This is a genomic window from Alkaliphilus serpentinus (assembly GCF_009017255.1).
GTDB classification, from domain to species: domain Bacteria; phylum Bacillota; class Clostridia; order Peptostreptococcales; family Natronincolaceae; genus Alkaliphilus_D; species Alkaliphilus_D serpentinus.
In genome coordinates this window covers 16873-34311 of record NZ_WBZB01000012.1, presented here as the reverse complement: position 1 = coordinate 34311, position 17439 = coordinate 16873, and the positions used below count along the sequence as shown (strand labels likewise).

17 protein-coding genes are annotated in these 17439 nt (G+C 36.5%); 1 reads left to right on the top strand and 16 read right to left on the bottom strand.

Going from position 1 to position 17439, the window contains the following annotated elements; genetic code table 11:
- Window positions 1-58: 58 nt before the first annotated feature.
- From hflC to F8153_RS03440, 15 genes are all read right to left on the bottom strand, one after another.
- On the bottom strand, window positions 59-994 hold the full coding sequence (hflC, locus tag F8153_RS03510; protein WP_151864977.1) for a protease modulator HflC: 936 nt from the start codon (window positions 992-994) through the stop codon (window positions 59-61).
- A complete protein-coding gene (gene hflK, locus F8153_RS03505; RefSeq protein WP_151864976.1) occupies window positions 994-1929 on the bottom strand; it encodes an FtsH protease activity modulator HflK in 936 nt (311 codons plus the stop codon). Before hflK ends, hflC begins: the two co-directional genes overlap by 1 nt.
- 268 nt (window positions 1930-2197) lie before the next feature.
- A complete protein-coding gene (locus F8153_RS03500; protein WP_151864975.1) occupies window positions 2198-3667 on the bottom strand; it encodes a methyl-accepting chemotaxis protein in 1470 nt (489 codons plus the stop codon).
- A gap of 134 nt (window positions 3668-3801) precedes the next feature.
- The gene (locus F8153_RS03495; protein ID WP_151864974.1) at window positions 3802-4374 is read right to left on the bottom strand and encodes a 50S ribosomal protein L25; all 573 of its coding nucleotides are present in this window, start codon (window positions 4372-4374) and stop codon (window positions 3802-3804) included.
- Between the two features lie 185 nt (window positions 4375-4559).
- Window positions 4560-4973 (bottom strand): hypothetical protein, encoded by a 414-nt coding sequence (locus F8153_RS03490; protein ID WP_151864973.1) that lies wholly within the window; start codon window positions 4971-4973, stop codon window positions 4560-4562.
- Between the two features lie 13 nt (window positions 4974-4986).
- Window positions 4987-6300 carry a metallopeptidase TldD-related protein gene (locus tag F8153_RS03485; RefSeq protein ID WP_192929638.1) on the bottom strand — a complete coding sequence of 438 codons (1314 nt, stop codon included), beginning with the start codon at window positions 6298-6300 and terminating at the stop codon, window positions 4987-4989.
- 122 nt (window positions 6301-6422) lie between these two features.
- Window positions 6423-7898 carry a TldD/PmbA family protein gene (locus tag F8153_RS03480; protein ID WP_151864971.1) on the bottom strand — a complete coding sequence of 492 codons (1476 nt, stop codon included), beginning with the start codon at window positions 7896-7898 and terminating at the stop codon, window positions 6423-6425.
- Window positions 7899-8076: 178 nt separating this feature from the next.
- Entirely contained in the window at window positions 8077-8622 is a 546-nt protein-coding gene (locus tag F8153_RS03475; RefSeq protein ID WP_192929637.1) for a hypothetical protein, read from the bottom strand.
- 190 nt (window positions 8623-8812) lie between these two features.
- Window positions 8813-9043: a 30S ribosomal protein S18 gene (gene rpsR, locus F8153_RS03470; RefSeq protein ID WP_151864969.1), complete on the bottom strand. Its 231-nt coding sequence runs from the start codon at window positions 9041-9043 to the stop codon at window positions 8813-8815.
- A gap of 14 nt (window positions 9044-9057) precedes the next feature.
- Complete coding sequence (locus F8153_RS03465) at window positions 9058-9471, bottom strand: single-stranded DNA-binding protein (RefSeq protein ID WP_151864968.1); 414 nt, start codon at window positions 9469-9471, stop codon at window positions 9058-9060.
- A 21-nt stretch (window positions 9472-9492) separates the two neighbouring features.
- A complete protein-coding gene (rpsF, locus tag F8153_RS03460; RefSeq protein WP_151864967.1) occupies window positions 9493-9777 on the bottom strand; it encodes a 30S ribosomal protein S6 in 285 nt (94 codons plus the stop codon).
- A gap of 108 nt (window positions 9778-9885) precedes the next feature.
- Window positions 9886-11403, bottom strand: a complete 1518-nt coding sequence (gene ppx, locus F8153_RS03455; RefSeq protein ID WP_151864966.1) for an exopolyphosphatase — start codon at window positions 11401-11403, stop codon at window positions 9886-9888.
- An 18-nt stretch (window positions 11404-11421) separates the two neighbouring features.
- Window positions 11422-13557 carry an RNA degradosome polyphosphate kinase gene (locus F8153_RS03450; protein ID WP_151864965.1) on the bottom strand — a complete coding sequence of 712 codons (2136 nt, stop codon included), beginning with the start codon at window positions 13555-13557 and terminating at the stop codon, window positions 11422-11424.
- A 285-nt stretch (window positions 13558-13842) separates the two neighbouring features.
- A complete protein-coding gene (locus tag F8153_RS03445) occupies window positions 13843-15030 on the bottom strand; it encodes an aminotransferase-like domain-containing protein (protein WP_151864964.1) in 1188 nt (395 codons plus the stop codon).
- A gap of 124 nt (window positions 15031-15154) precedes the next feature.
- Window positions 15155-15385 carry a DUF951 domain-containing protein gene (locus tag F8153_RS03440; protein WP_330577599.1) on the bottom strand — a complete coding sequence of 77 codons (231 nt, stop codon included), beginning with the start codon at window positions 15383-15385 and terminating at the stop codon, window positions 15155-15157.
- Between the two features lie 200 nt (window positions 15386-15585).
- Here F8153_RS03440 and F8153_RS03435 point away from each other — a divergent pair, with 200 nt between their 5' ends.
- Window positions 15586-16980: a Na+/H+ antiporter NhaC family protein gene (locus F8153_RS03435; protein WP_151864963.1), complete on the top strand. Its 1395-nt coding sequence runs from the start codon at window positions 15586-15588 to the stop codon at window positions 16978-16980.
- A gap of 66 nt (window positions 16981-17046) precedes the next feature.
- Here the strand turns inward: F8153_RS03435 and F8153_RS15980 are convergent, their stop codons facing one another.
- Window positions 17047-17205, bottom strand: a complete 159-nt coding sequence (locus tag F8153_RS15980; protein WP_192929636.1) for a hypothetical protein — start codon at window positions 17203-17205, stop codon at window positions 17047-17049.
- Window positions 17206-17439: the final 234 nt, after the last annotated feature.

Genomic DNA, 17439 nt, shown 5'->3' with positions numbered 1-17439 from the left:
GAGGCTCCTTTAAAATTTCAAACAATTTACTTCTTATTTTATCAATTAAAATCTGAATTTATTGTCCTAATAAATATTTTAAATAGGGTGAATCTATCGGTAGAACAATGACGGTTTCATCTCCTATAACTGTCTTATAGGATTCTAATGTCCTATACATATGGAAAAACTCTGGATCTTTACCATAGGCTTCGTTATAAATTCTGGCAGCTTCCTTTTCCCCTTCTGCTGCAATGGTCTTTGCCTCAGCATCAGCCATAGCCAACATCTCTTCAACGGTCCTATCGGTTTCTGCTTGTATCTTTAGGGCTTCTGCATCCCCCTGTGATAAATATTGCTGAGCAGTACTTTCTCTCTCAGAGATCATTCTTTGGAAAACAGATTGCTCATTTGCTGGAGGTAAATCCGTCCTCTTCATTTTAATATCAACAAGTTCTACTCCATTGAGGTTTTCCGCTAAAATAGCATTTACCTCTTCCTTTACAAGGGAGTCTATATCTCCTCTACGGTTCTTTTTGGAATTCACAATTTGTTCATAATCCATCTTTCCAAGCTCAGTTCTAATATTTGAGTAAATGATATCCCCGAGCCTTGTTTCTGCAGCACCTACGGTTCTTAAGGTTTCTATCATGGCTTTAGGATCGGTTATCCTCCACATTCCATAATAATCCACCATAATCCTTTTCTTATCAAGGGTATTGATTTCGGCGGCTGGAACATCATAAATTAAAGTATGCTTTGGAAGACTGGTTGTACTTTGGATAAAAGGAATTTTAAAGTGTAAACCTGGCTCAGCAACAATCTTTACAATCTCTCCAAATTGTCTCACAACTCTATACTCATTTGGCTGAACGATATAAAGATTATTGAATACAAAGATTAAAGCAAAGAAAATGATTAGAATTGTGATAAAGGTTTTTTTGGGGAACTCAAACTTCGGTTTGGTTGCTTGTGAATTGAATTCTTCAGCAATATTAGTTACTCTTCTAAACATTAATTGCCACCTCCTTGCTTAGCGCTATCTAGTGGTAAATATTTCAAAGTGCTAGAATTTCCACTCTCATCCATTACATAGATTTTCGCACCTGGTAATATGTTTTCTAAGGTTTCTATAATTAATCTTTGCTTTGTGATTTCCTTGTTATTTACATACTCAGAATAGATACCATTAAACTTAGCTACGTCTCCAATTGCTTGTTGAATTCTTGCTACCTTTTGTCCTTCAGCCCTACTAATTAATGCTTGTTTTTGCCCTTCAGCGGTATTCACTTTTTCATTCTTATATCTATTGGCTTCATTTATTTTTGTGATTCTCTCTTCTCTAGCTGAAGTAACCTTCTTGAAGGCGTTACTTACTTCATTGGTTGGCAAATCTACATCCTGAAGGTTAACATTTACAATAGCTATCCCAATATCATACACTTCCACTAGATGGGTAAGATTATCCCTTACCTCATTAATGATTCTAGTTCTCCCATCTGTAAGGGCATCGTCCACAGTTGAGCTTCCGATTACTCCCCTTAAGGATGAGGAAGTAGCATTATATAGAATTTTTTCTGGATCTTGAGTATTGTATAGGAAGGCCACAGGGTCTACGATTCTCCACTGAACCTCAAGATCTGCTAAAATGATGTTTTCATCTCCAGTAATCATCTTTGCTTCCCTTTCATGGACAACAGCTCCATCATCTGTATCTTCATATCCAAAGGCAAGGGAAAAAGTCTCCCTCGATAGGATACTTACACCTTGAATTGGATAAGGAAGCTTGAATTTTAGTCCGGGTGTTGAAATTTCAGTACTTGGCACGCCAAAAGTTGTTACAACTGCATATTCTGCTTGATCTACCGTATATATACTACTGGTAATTAAAAATATGGCAGTTATACATAAGATCACAATAATAATCGTGGTTGTTAACTTATTTTTCATTATGTTACCTCTCTCCCCTTTGTTTTGTATTCCCTTCTCTCAAGAAATGCAAGGCTTTAACCACCAATAGTCCGAAATTACCTTGCTTTTCAATTATAACCTGTTGAAGCTAATCATTTCAAGTCAATACTGATTTATTACAGAAAAGTCAGATAATCTTCAAACAATGATCATCTGACTCGAGTCCTTGATATTTTTTTGCTTAACTAATGATTAAGAAGAACGATGGATTTCTTAAAGGTGTATTATAAAAGCTTTAAGGAGATTTTTACTCTAGAGAAATATCTCCCATAACTATTCCTTTTATTTGTTGATCCACGATTATGGGTAGAGCAATGGTCACACAGTAGTTATTGGTTAAAAGTGAAATATAAGGTTCGGAAGTATACTCCTCACCCATAATGGCCTGCTGGAAATATGGCCGGTGGCCTACGTTCCCTGATATGGTTTCTTCAGAGTCCCTAATTACGATAGCTACTATATCTCCTTTAAAGTCCATCATGGATAATAAGTGGAAGTAATGATTCTCTTCTAGATACTTCTTTAGTTTTGGTAAATTATCAGTTCCTTCCCTTACAATATCCATTACTAAAGAAATCTCCTTTAGTACATCTTTGGCCCTATTGATTTGATTAATGGTTTTATCATCCATTTGATATTCTTTGACAAAGCCTACTACAACATCCTGTACATCTTTAGCCAAGGCCCCCATTTTTTTAATGGATTCAAAAATTATGTGAAGGGATGCTGTTTGTTCTTCTGTAGAAGCTGCTGCTTCTTGTGAAAAGGCAGCGGATTTTTCTACAGCTAAAGAAATTTTTTCTATTGAACTACTCACTTCTTTAACCAATCCCGCTTCTTTATTAGCTAAGCTATGGATCTTTTCGACAGCTGCCGAGGTGTTTTCAGTGGATTCAATAACAAGCCCCAGCTGCTCCTTGCTTTTCTTGGCAAGAATAATATCCTCCTTAGCCTTTTCTGTTTCTCTAATAATCTCCTCAGAAATATTCACGATTCTTAATGCTATACTATCCACAATAGATTCAATATCCTTAGCGAACTCAGCTGATTGTTCTGCCAGCTTCCTTACTTCATTGGCAACAACGGAAAAACCCTTCCCTGCTTCCCCAGCCCTTGCCGCTTCTATTGATGCATTTAATGCCAGAAGATTGGTATTTTCACTGATTTGTGTAACAAAGCTGGTAATTTTTTGAATCTTTTCAACTTCTTCCTTTAAATCATTCATTTTATTGGAGAGATTTAAACTCCAGGTAGAGTTTTGATCTAACACATCAACAACCCTCTCAAAAACCCTACTACTTTCTTTGACAGTATCTACTAATTTATTCGTTCTTTTTCTGGTTTCATCAGCTTGAGTAAGAATTTCATCGATTCCTGTTTCCATCTCCTCATTATAGCTTTTTACATTCATCAAGGCCTCGTTTTGAAGACTTGCCTCTGATGCTATATCGGTAATAGCGTTTGCCACCTCTTGGGAGGAATCATAGATATGCCTTGTGTTTTCCTCTAGTTCTTTAGCAAAATTTAAGGTTTTTTCATTTGCAGTCGAAACTTGTCCTATAAGGTTTCTAACCTTCAATATCATCCGATTAATTGTAGCCGCTAGCTTTCCGAGGCTAGATTTTGACTTTATTTCCAATTTTGTTGTAAGATCTCCTTGTGCAATCTTCTCTGTTGTGGTAATCATCTCATTTATTAACTTCTTTTTTCCGAACATGAGCCTTTCCCCCTTTAGGCAATGATACGCCTATGAAATTTGGTTAATTATTGGATATTATTCAACAAAAAATACCATTTTCCTGTCTATTATAGAAAATATTCAATAAAAATAACCCTCTAAATAATAGAAGGTTATTCCTTTTCTTCCTCTTCTGCTACATGATCTGGTATCGATAAGGAGGCAATGATTGTTTGTGGATCTTGAACTATATGAAACTCCTCACTAATTTCTAAGTCTGCAACTCTTAAAATATCTCCTGGTCTAAAGTTTGAAATATTCATTTCTAGTTTCTTGGGTATGCTGCCAGCGGAACACTCTATTTCAATGTCATTTATCTGCTGTTGTAAAATGGCACTGCCTCCATCGGCTAGTTGTCTTCCTTGGAGAATTATCGGAATTTTTACATGTATTTTTTGGTCCTCAGTTACCCTCTGAAAGTCAATGTGAATAATACTCCTTGTTAATGGGTCAGCTTGTATCTCCTTGATAAGGGCAGTATAACTGGTGCCGCCGATACTTAAGTCAACCAAGGAGTTCTCTCCATATCTTCTTATATAGCCTTCTGCTTCCCTTCTATTAATCCGTATTGGTAAAGTATCCATGTCCTTGCTATATATTACTGCTGGTATATATCCTTCGTCCCTTAAATGATGACTATCATTTTTTCCAACACTATTCCTAACATCACTTGTTAGCCTGTTCAAAACCTTCACTCCTTATTTCAGTATTCAATATTCACTTCTCTAGCTTGATTATTGCCAGATTTTTTTAAAGTATACGAAAAGGAGTTGAAAGTTTTAAAGTAGAGGGACAGGTATGCGAATAAAAAAGAAATTTGCCTGAGCAAATTTCTTCATACATTCAACATTCAACATTTATCATTTTCTTTTTAATCCAATGACCTTAAAACCCTTTCTGCTATATCCCTCAACCGAAGCTCTCCAACCTCTTGATCAACGGCTATGAATACACTTTTTATCCTGTTCTCTGCCTCATCATAATAATAGGAATAGGAAAAGGTCATAAGCCCTTCTGGTATGTAGTCTTCTATTTCACTAGTTTTCTCATCGGCCAACTCCATAAGCTCATCGATTAATTCTTCTTCACTAAGGTCCCTCATCTCTTCAACATCTAAGAACTCTTTAAGACTCCCCACATCATGATATACCTGGAATATTAATGTATCGTCCCGTTTAGCTCCCTTTGTTATGTCCTTTATCCCCTTAAAAGGAAGCTGCTCTTTTATATTCTGCAGAATCTCTTCACTATCTATCATCTTATTGCCTACCATCACATAGCTCATTATATCTCCTCCTCTAATCTACGGTAATTTTCGATTTCATTAGAAGCATAGGTTCTTCTGATCCCTTTAATTCAACAATTGCTGTCTCTTGATCCTTTAATGCTTCAAAAAAGTTCCCTGATATAACAGCCTTACATCCACCTACAATCTTTCCCTTTTCCAAAATCATGCAATTGGGGGCAGTTAAAGAATAATTCCCACTGGTGGCATCCTGAGTATGCATTCCCAATAAATTGCATATGATAATTCCCTTATCCATTCCATCTATAGTATCTTGATAGTTTTCCTTTTTCTTACCATAAAACTTTAAGCTACCTTGGCCCGCGGGTAATGGGGTGGCCTTCTTATTCATTTTATTCGCATATTTTAAATCAAGTATCGGAGAGTTTAGCTGCCCATCCTTTATCAAGTGGATTTCACCACCAGCAACTCCTTCATAGGTAGAAATGTAGGAGCCCTGATTATAATCTTCTATTGTATTTAGATAAAGATTGAGATTCTCTGCCATTACCTTCTTCCCCTCGTCAAAGTCCCCCTGCAGAAAAGCTGATCTTTTATTATGTACACTACTACCCTGCAAATTCCTCAATAAGTAATGGAGGATAAAGGCTTCTGTGACCTCTGGCATGAGGAGTATCTTCATAGGGCCACCCTCTATGGTGCCCTTTTTTCTTAGAGATAATACTGTTGAAGCTATTTGGTTAATAAAACTTTGGCTTCTATCCTTCATTAGCTTCCTTCTGCTTATATAGCTTTTTCCGTAGGTCTCATCAGCGTATAGACTGGTTGAGAAGGAGGTAGCCCTGTTTTCAATCTTCAATCCTTGAGAATTTCTAATATAGTGATCAAAATAACTAGCACTTGCGGTGGCTGTTATATTTCTTAAACCCCCTTCAAGCAATTGGCTTTTATAATTTGAAAGATAATCATATAAAGAGTCTTGATCTTCATCAATCATTTTGTGTACTTCTTCATCATAGAGCTTTACATCTGGATATTGAGAATCCACATAAATATCTGGGGCCCCTTCGTCCATATAGGAGGCTCTCCTCCAATATACCATCATCCTTGGGATGTTGTTTAAGGTGTTACTTTCGAGGGATGCCACACTACGTCTATTATCCTTCCAGATTATATAGATTTTGCCCCTTATAGAGTCCTCTGCCTTAGGGCAGCTATAGGGTCCACCTAACTCATTGTTTTTCATACCGATCTTTAGGGAGGTTGACGAATTAATCCCAAAGTACCAGCCCTTAATTTGCAAATCTTCTTTATCCTTCACCATATATTCTAAAAGATCTTTTTCTAGCTTTTTAATATAATCCATTTTAGCCATCATCCCTTTCTTGCAAAAAATCTTACAATAACTGAACTGAATCAGATTTTTTCATTTTATCCTTTATGTGATGATAATTATTCATTATACATTGTTCATTATTAATTGTTCCTTTATTCTCCGCCAATAATAATATCCTTATTAGCCTCCATGACAACAAAGTAGTGGGATCCGCCACTGGAGGGAACCTGTTGACCAAACTTTCCACAGGTGCCCTGAGCATCCAATTGAAGGGGCCCTATTGCGGCTATTATGGATTTTAAGGCTGAAAGAATATTCCCACTAAATATAGCAGGCTGATATAGGGTTGTTTCTTTACCAAGCTTATAAATCCCACTACAATTAAATACAAATTCTCCTTGACTAGGTTTAACCTGACCACCCTTATAACCCACTAAATACAGAATTTCTTCATCTTCTTTTGCAATATTATTTTCTAGAAGAATTTTATATATTTCCTCTGGTTTAACATCCTCTATAGCTTTGTCTAACTCTATAGGATCCTTTACTTCAATTCGAATATTGGACATCCTAGGTATGGGAATATGCCTAAAGCTTTCAAGCCTGCCAGCTCCCGTAACCTCTACATTAGCTTCGGCAGCAGAAAATATATCTGCCAATGCTTCCTTTAGTACGCCATCCTTAATAATTTCAACTCTTCTTCTCTTAATGCCGTTGGCACTATAGGGTTGATAGGCATAGTCTCCTTCTTTGGCCTCATCAATGATGGATACTATAGGCATTGCTACTTCTACTCCCTTTTTAAAGCTGCCATCCTCATTACCTAAAATTGAGGTTTTTAATCCGTCGCTTTCTACTGCATGTCCAAAGGCTTCATGGGCCAAACCCTTTGCTAAGGCGTAGTCCATAACAATTTTATAGTTCCCCCCCTTAACCATATTGGCCTCTAAAAGATCTATTGCTAAACTACATGCATTATGAATTCGTTTATGTAAAATTTCAACTTTGTCATCATCATGGAGTATAGAGCTATCGCTTCCGCTTAAAGCGGCTCTGGTGGTGGCTGTTTTCTTGCCCTTAGCTGTAATGGTACTAAAAAAAACAGTCCTGGGTATATTAAAAATCACATCCCCACCATCACTTCGTGCTATTCTCCATTGATCTTCTACTTGTCTGTAAATACTCTCAATTGCAATATTGGAGTAACTTTTTAATATTTCACCATTTAAGGCTATTACCTTCTTTTCTGCCTCTTCTAAGCTATAATAATCAAAGGGATATTTGACCTTTGCAAATACTTCATCCTTAATAGGTTCTAACCGGTATACCTCTGTATTTTTCTTTCCTTCCCTCTTTTCCATTTGAAAGGCTATATCTGCAGCTAGCTTAATCATCCTACGGCAGTTTTCAATTTCATGTATTTCTGTTGCAGCAAAACCGCAGCCACCTTCCTTTGTAAAGGCATGAAATCCAATTCCAGCTGCTTCATTATAGGATATTTCCTCAGTTTTTGTATTATTAACCAACACATACTTACCCTTTGTTTGCTGTATTCTGATGATCAGATATATTCCCAGCTCCTCTGCATATTTTAAAGAATTCTTGATTAAGTCGTCATACTTTTTCAATGATTACACCCCTTGCCTAGTCATGTTTTGATCGGTGTTATTAAACACCCCTCTTCCTTGAAGTATACCAATCCATAGTTATAGTGTCAAATTACAAGACTTTCATATCCCACTATAAATTTAATAATAAATAGTAGAGTTATATAAACAAAAAAGCCTAGATTCCTAGGCAGTTTTACTAATTTTGAACTCCTCTTTTTTTCCAAACTCCATAAAACTTCCTAGACACATAAAAGGAGAGTAAGAAGGTTGTAATTGTTGGTATAATCATTATTATAGGGGTTTTTATTGTTTCTTCAAAGGCTCCCCCTACTGTATAGGCCATTGTGTAAAATACCAATGGTATTTGAAGGGCAGGAAAAAGTCCTGCTGCAATAAGTATTGTTGGATCTTTCCGATATTGATCCCTCATAAAAATGCAAATGATATCTGTCATCAAACCTGATAGAGCGGAAACAATCAGCATAATGATGGAAAAAGCACTTAGAATTACACCAATCAATAGTCCTATGACTGAAACTACCCCTATTCTTCTGATAGAGCTAAGGGCTAGGGTAATACCGATTCCATATATGGGAGCCACCACCAAAGCCCTATAGGCTGGCAAAGGCATAACCGACATGATGGGTATTAGAAAGTATCCCATTACAAACATAAGGGCAACGACTATGGGTATTATGATTATTTCCTTTAGCTTAAAGGCTCTCATGATATCACCTTTCATTACGATTAGAAATATTATAGCATTGCTTCTTTAAGTAGAATATACAAGCTTTTTTCATTGGTGTGCCTACCTATAATTATACCTTATTTTTTAATTTGATAACGTGATTTGAATCATATTTTAACAATCAACAAAACCTGTATTTTAACCATATAAAAAGGAAGTCTAAAGACTTCCTTTAATGTTAAATTTATTCCATTGTGTATGGTAGTAAAGCCATATGTCTAGCTCTTTTAATAGCTTGAGTAATATCTCTTTGATGTATAGCACAGTTGCCAGAGATTCTTCTTGGAAGAATTTTACCACGCTCTGTAACATATTTTCTCAACTTCTGTACTTCCTTGTAATCTACATGGGTTACTTTATCAGCACAGAAGGTGCAAATTTTCTTTTTGCTTCTGCGTTTTCTCTTATTGATCACGCTTTTCCCTCCTTCTAGAATGGAATGTCTTCATCTTCATCAATGGCTTCGAAATCATTTAAATCAATATCCATAGAGCCAAAGTTATCATTGCTTTTATTGCTTGATTGTCCTTCGCGATTGCCCCATTCCAAGAATTCCACCTGATCTGCTACAACTTCCGTAACATATCTTTTTTCCCCACTTTGAGTTTCATAGGAACGGCTTTGAAGCCTTCCTTGGATTCCTGCAAGTCTTCCTTTAGAAAGATAATTGGCACAATGTTCAGCACTTTTGCCCCAAACAACTATATTGAAAAAGTCTGCTTCCTTGTTTTTAGAAAATGGTCTATTCACTGCAACACTAAAGGTGGTTACAGCTTTTCCGCTGGCAGTAAATCGTAACTCGGGGTCTCTTGCTAGTCGACCTATTAACACAACATTATTCACAGTTACACCACCCTTTAATTATTAAGCTTCTAACCTAAGAACCATGTGTCGAATTACTTCGTCAGCAATCTTTAGGTTTCTGTCTAGTTCCTTTGGAACATCTGCAGATGAATGGAAATTTACTAAGAAGTAGTAGCCATCATTAAGCTTATTAATTTCATAGGCAAGCTTTCTGTTACCCCACTCATCAACGCTATCGATTTGACCATCAGCTTCAATGATTCCTTTAAACTTCTCCAATAGTTGAAGACGTCTTTCCTCTTCTACATCTGATTTAAGGATGTACATTAATTCATACTTGTTCATTATTTCACCTCCCTTTGGACTATGCGGCCCTGCTTATGAGCAGGACAGAGAAGATTTCTTCACATTAAAGTATTATATCATTATGAGAATTAAATTGCAAACTTTAATTTATACGATTACCAGCCTTCTATTAAACAATTTTTTAAAGTCCCCTTCTGCCTTCATGGCCGTCTCTATTTCAAGTTCTGGGCTATTAGGGGATTTCACCATTATTTGAAGGCAGTCCTCTGTTAAGTAGCATGCAACCTCTTCAACACTACCAAATTCGCTACGATCTAATTGTTCAGCAATTCTTAAAAAAATGCTTAATTTTTTAATTGCTTCGTAATCAGCCTTATTGATAAGGGTGCTGTACTTTCGCCAATCCTCTTTAAAGGGTATTTCTCTATGATTGGCCACTATAAAGGCACACATCAATAATTGACGGTTTCTTAAACCATTGATCCTTGAGTTTAAAACCAAATAAAAGCCGTGTTTGTGGTGATTATAATAATCCACATAGCTGCCAATATCATGAAGAAGGGCTGCAACAGATAAAAGCCGTCTAGCCTCCCTACCCATTTTATGAAGCTTAGTTGTTTGATCAAATATGGACAATGCTAGATTTTTTACATGATTACTATGTTTGATATTGACATCATAATTTTTTAGATTGTTTTCTATGCTATGGTACAATACATCTTCAAGAATTTCTGCTTTTTTATAATACTCCTTTAGATAATTATGGTAAAAAACACCTTCTCTTAAACCATTACCACTTATAATGAGCTTGTCGGACTTAATATATTCTAAAAGATATCGTATAGGTACTAATCCTCCAACTATGATATCGGCTCTTTCCTTATTAACCCCCGGGATATTCTTTCTTTCTTGATAGTTTGCCCGAGAAACCAAATTATAGCCATAGGACACCTCATCAAGGTTCATCTGATAGTTGTGGAGGCTTATGAGATTAAAGCCAACTCTATTCCTATCTATTTTGGCAAGGGCTCTAATGGTGCCTCCCAGCCCCACCACTGGTAATCCTTGGGTCTCCTTTAACCAAGGGATATTAGAAAACTCCTTCTTAAAGAACTCCTCTAGTCTCTTAAGTCTTTGGCTAGAAATCTTATCCTTCAGCATGAACTTCTCTGTCATGATTACTGCACCAAAGGGTAAGCTGATGGACTCTTTAAGGCGTCTATTTTGTATCCACCCGATCTCAGTACTGGCTCCACCGATATCAATCATAACACAATCCTCTATATCAATTGTGTTTATCACCCCTAAATAGGCATAGTAGGCCTCTTCTTTTCCCGTTATTACTGTAAAATCGAAACCCACCTCTTGTTTCACCTTCTCAAGAAAGAATTCTTGATTTGTAGCATTTCTAACTGCTGCTGTTGCCACCATATAGGTATTATCAACGGAGTGGACCTCTATAAGCTTTTTAAAGAATTTTAATGCCTCCATAGTCCTCTTTATGGCCAATGGCTTTAAGGTTTTTTCTTCACCCATACCTTCACTTAGCCTAACCATTTCTTTAACCTGATCTATTAATTTGTAGGAGTTGTCATTAAAAATCTTCATAATGATCATTCTGACGGAGTTTGAACCCAAATCTATGATGGCATATTTTTTAGCCATTACTACACCTTCTCCTTATTAATCTTCTTTAACATCCCTTAGATAAAGGATGCATTCTTCTAAGGGCAAGTTGTTTTGAAATCTACACATAGCTTTGCCTTGGGCTATGGCTAAGTTCATAAAGTGCTGCTGAGAATCCATTTTCTCTTTGCCCCTTTTATCCACTCTTTTATAGCTTCCATCACTATTTAAAAGCCTTGCCTTCATGGTATCCCTTAGCTCAATATCAAGGATGCCAATGATTTTTTCTTTAATTATAGAGCTATCAACGGGGAAGAGCAATTCTATTCTTCGATTAAGATTTCTGGGCATAAGGTCTGCGCTGGAAAAATACACTTCCTCCTTACCATTGTTGTAAAAATAAAAAATCCTACTATGCTCTAAGAATCTACCAACTATGCTTCTTACCCTTATATTGCCACTCAAGTTCTCTATCCCCGGCCTTAAGCAGCAAATTCCTCTAACTATAAGTTCAATTTCCACACCTGCTGTGGAGGCTTGGTATAGCTTATCTATCATCTCCTCATCTACAAGGGAATTGACTTTAATAATTACTTTAGCTTTTAAGCCTTTTTCAGCAAAGGATATTTCTCTAGCTATCATTTCATATAATTTTTGCCTTAAGTCATATGGAGCCATATTCAGCTTCTTAAGATGGGGAACTTCAGAAAATCCCGAAAGAAAATTAAAAATTTTTGATGCATCTACTCCATATTCCCTTTTAGCCGTGAATATCCCCACATCTGTATATAGTCTTGCAGTAATATCGTTATAGTTTCCTGTAGATAAATGCACATATCTGCAGATCCCTTCCTTTTCTCGTCTTACAACAAGGGTAATTTTTGCATGGGTTTTTAAGTTCTTAAAACCATATAGAACATGGCAGCCTGCCTTTTCCATTTTTTTTGCCCATTGGATGTTTACTTCCTCATCAAAGCGAGCTCTAAGCTCCACCACTACAGTTACCTGTTTTCCCCTTTCAGCGGCTTCAACCAAGGCCTTAACGATGGGCGAGTCCCCACTCACTCTATATAGAGTTTGCTTTATGGCCAGTACATCTGGATCCTTCGAAGCCTCTTTAACAAATTCAACAACTGGCTGAAAGGAATCATAGGGTAGGTGAAGGAAAATATCCCCCTCCTTAATCCTCTCAAAAATACTTTTATTGGTAGATAAAAGGGCATCTATTAGCTGAGGTTTAAAGGGCTTGTATTTCAGCCCTTCATATCCCTCTAGGCTGTAGAAATGTTCCATAAAGGTTAAGTCTATGGGCCCCCTTATTCTGTAGATATCCTTATCATGAATCTCTAGGGCATTTTTTAAAATATCTATAAGTAATTCATCAGCAGCTCCATCTATCTCAAGCCTAACAGCCTCTCCCCATTTTCTTTTCTTCAGGGATTTTTCAATCTCTATAAGAAGATCCTCCGCCTCCTCTTCTTCTATAGGTAAGTCTGTGTTTCTGGTTATCCGATAGGGGTAGGCAAAGATTATTCGCTTTCCTATAAACAATTCCTTTATAAAGAGGGTGATTACCTCTTCTAATAGAATAAATTTCTTACCTTCACCCTTAGAGGGAATTTCTATTATTCTATCTAAAACGGAGGGAACCTGGACAGTAGCAAACAGTAGCTGGTCAGAATCCTTAACAAGGACCCCTATATTTAGACTTTTATTTAAAATTAGCGGAAAGGGACGGCTTGAATCTACAGCCATTGGTGTTAACACCGGGTAGATATATTTATAGTAATAGTTTTTTAGATAATCTCCATCCTCTAAGGTAAGGCTTCTTTTATCTAATAGAAGAATTCCCTTTTTTCTAAGCTTAGGGATTAAGCTTCTGCTATAGGTATTATAGGCCTCCGCCACCAGTTTGTGAGTTCTTATGGAAATATCCCTCAGCTGTTCCTTGGGTGTAAGCCCAGAGGGATCCTTTTTATGATAACCGGCATGAACCTGATCCTTTAGTGAGGCCACCCTCACCATAAAGAACTCATCTAGGTTGGAACTAACGATAGAAAGAAATTTTAAGCGCTCAAAAAGAGGGTTGTTTTTATCCTTAGCTTCCTTTAAAACCCTATCGTTGAATTCTAGCCAGCTTAGTTCGCGATTTATATAGTTTTCACTAACCATATCTCCATCACCAATGATCATATCCCTCATCCTTAGAAAAAAAATTATTGTTTATGTAGGTATTTACTTATTATAATCCTTTTACTCCTTGATTATAATATCACCATACCCATAATATAATTTTTAAATCCCCTTCTTATTATTGTCAATAGATTTCCTTTTGAAATTTTTATTTTATTTATGTATAAAAGCCTATACTAGAGGCCATATTATTAGTAGATAGCCCCCACAATACAACATTTATTCATCCCAATCTCCCCCTTACACTAGGAGAGTGGCTAAATCAGCCACTCTCCTAATTTTTTATTATTGTTTCATCATTTCTGCTATTACCTTACCTAATCTTTGAATACCTTCCTTTATTCTATCCTCCGGCATATTAGAGAAATTCAGTCTCATGGTGTTTTCGCGTCCTCCATTTGGGAAGAAGGACCCCCCAGGAACAAAGGCAACGTTTACCTCTAGGGCCTTTATTAATAAATCCCTTGCATTGATATCCTTTGGAAGTTCAACCCAAGTAAAGAGGCCACCCTCTGGATAGGTATATTTTAAGCCCTCTGGGAAGCTTTCTTTAATGGTATCCATCATTATATTTCTACGTTTTCTATAAACGACTTTAATTTTTTCGATGTGCTCGTCTAAATTATATAGCTCTAGAAACTTATCCAATTCTCTTTGAGACATGGAATTGGAGTGAAGGTCTGCAGCCTGCTTAATTAATATATATTTATGTAGAAGTTCTTTATCTGCATACACCCAACCGATCCTTAGGCCTGGGCAGAAGGTTTTAGAGAAGGTTCCAAGATATATAACCCTTCCTTCTGTATCAAAGGACTTTACAGATGGAAGGAATTCTCCCTCAAATCTTAACTCTCCATAGGGATTGTCTTCTATAATTGGAAGGTCATATTTATTTCCTAACTCAACCAATTTTTTTCTTCTTTCTACCGACCAGGTTCTGCCAGATGGATTTTGAAAATCAGGGATCACATAAATCATTTTTACATTTTCTCTAGAGGATAATACCCCTTCAAGCTCCTCCATGATCATCCCCTCATCATCGGTAGGGATTTCAACGAATTCTGGCAAGTATGCTTTAAAGGCATTAATTGCACCTATGTAACTGGGGCTTTCACAGACGATGATGTCCCCCTCATTAATAAAAATCTTTGCAGAAAAATCTAAGCCCTGCTGAGATCCATTTGTAATCAATACCTTATCTCCATCTCCTTGAATCCCAACACCATTTAATCTCTTAGCGATCTTATCTCTTAAAGGTCCATAGCCTTCTGTTGTACTATACTGTAAGGCCTTTGCACCTTCTTCATTTAGAACCAACTCTGAAACCAATTTCATTTCTTCGATGGGGAACAATTCAGGTGCAGGTAATCCTCCTGCAAAGGAAATTACCTCGGGTCTTTCAGTAAGTTTTAAGATCTCTCGAATCTCTGATGCCTTTAGATTATTCATTCTCTTTGCATATTTAATTGCCATTAAAACACCTCCGAATAGACATTTTTGAAACAGATATTTTCTCTAATATTATACCACATAATAGATTAAAACACCGTAGCATTATTCTAAAAAATTATTACCCTTCAAATTATTTAGCAAGTGGCTATTTATGTGAAGATACCACCTTTTTAATTCTCTTTTCTAGGGTAGCTCTGGGTACCCAAACCTGTTTTTCACATTTGGTACACTTAATTCTAAAATCTGCTCCTGTTCTTAGTATTTCAAATTGATGGTTACCGCAAGGATGCTGCTTTTTTAATTCTACTAAATCTCCTATTTCTAACTTCATGGGCATGTTAACCTCTCCCTTCCCTATAAAAATTCTATCTATCAAAACTTAGCTTCCTTCACTGATTTACTTATATATTAACAAAAAACTTTATAAATTACACCGTAAATCCACTAAACCACCACCGAACTTACTAGATAATTTATTTTTATTTTATATTCTAGGTTTTCTGTCGTATAATTTAAGAATATAATACTTCATTATATATTGTTCCTCCATTACTGCTAGAAGGGGTTGTTTCTACTATGGATCAAGAAATTTCTATCTTACAAAGATATTTGGTTTTTGCAGCTACAATGTTATTTATTTCCTTAAGCATAGCCTTTAATATATCCATCTTCATAGGGTTTCTTTTAAGTATTGCCTTTACTAGTTGGGTGTTATGGAAAAAGGGCTTTAAGGTAAGACCCCTTTTGCTAGCCATCTTTAATGGTTTAAAGGAATGTCAATCCCTATATATTTTTATACTATTAATAGGCGGAACTGTATCTCTTTGGCTATCTTCTGGAGTTGTACCCGCCATGATTTACTATGGCCTTCAATATATGCAGGGTTTTAACTTTCTATTGGCTGCTTTTATCATTACTTCTATAGCTGCCTTATTTATGGGAACAGCTGTAGGTACTTTAAGCACCATTGGTATTGCCCTTCTAGGAGTAGGTAGGGGCTTTGGCCTCCCACCCCATATCCTATTGGGAACCATTGTGTCTGGTGGATTTCTAGCAGATAAGCTTTCCCCCATCTCTGGTTTGATGAATTTAACCCTTGCTTCAACAAACACTAAATATCGAGAAGCCCTATCCTCTATGACCAAAACCCTGATTCCTGTTTATGTGTTCACAGCTTTTATTTATTTTATGATTGGTTCTAAATATGATACAGCAACAACCATTGGTACTGTCGAAACCTACCAGTCAGCCCTTCAACAAGGATTTAACCTTTCCCCATGGTTGTTAATTTTACCTGTAATTACTATAATACTATCGGTTATTGGCTTAAAGCCTCTATATACCATCTGTCTTGGTATGGTGGGGGGGATGATTGTAAGTAAAATCGTGCAGGCCCTGCCCTATAGGTTGATTTTCAGTTCTATGATGATTGGCTACAGAGGAGATACCCCCTCACAAGAATTGAATAGAATTTTATTCAGTGGTGGTATTGCTTCCATGGTGGAGGTGGTTTTTATTGTGGCAGGAGCCATAGCCCTTAGTACTTTATTTGAAGCCTCCGGCTTGATTAAACCTCTAATTAATAGGGTGGTGGCCTGTATAAAATCTGAAGGTGAGCTTATCCGTAAAACAGGGCTGATAAGCTGTTTTCTCACCATTATAACCTGCGATCAAACGGTGGGAATCGTTCTCCCCGGGAGGATGTTTAAGGAAAAATTCAAGGAACTTGGTGTAAATAGTCAAGTTTTGGCTAGAACCATCTCGGATACCGGTACTATAATAGCCCCTTTGTTTCCGTGGAATGTTAATGCCTTAATCATTGGAATGATAACAGGGATTTCTGCCCTCTCCTATGGACCCTATGCAGTTCTGTGCTATATCTTTCCGATCTTTACAGTGGCCTATTCCTTCTTTATAAAAAAAATCTTCCATATCCATTGTAGCAAAAATAAGCATGTATATAATCGGTGAAATTATGATAATTAAAAACCTCATTTTATTCTTAAATATTCTATAAAGGCTTGTTTGTTAAAAGAGTCAATTAAATCTCCTCCTTCCCAATAAGAGGGTAGTTAGGTAAATCCCTATTGCCATTAGCAAAAGCATGCCGGTATAGGATGCCACCCTCAGGTCAACATTATCCACCGCCAAGGTTCCATTATATCTTTTTACTAAACCTCTTATTTCTAAAATCATCTATCCCTTCCCCTTTCATATCTAATATTAAATGTTAATTTCAGTTGATTTTGTTGGGTTATTATAGCTTCCAGTCATGGAAGCTTCATTAATTCAACATATAACATTCAACATTCAACATTATTCTTTTATAATACATAATCCCTGGGGCGGCTTGTAGTGACATGAAAAATAACTTTACATATGACAGATGTCATGTTTTGGGAAGGAAGGCATAAAAAAAGGATATTTATA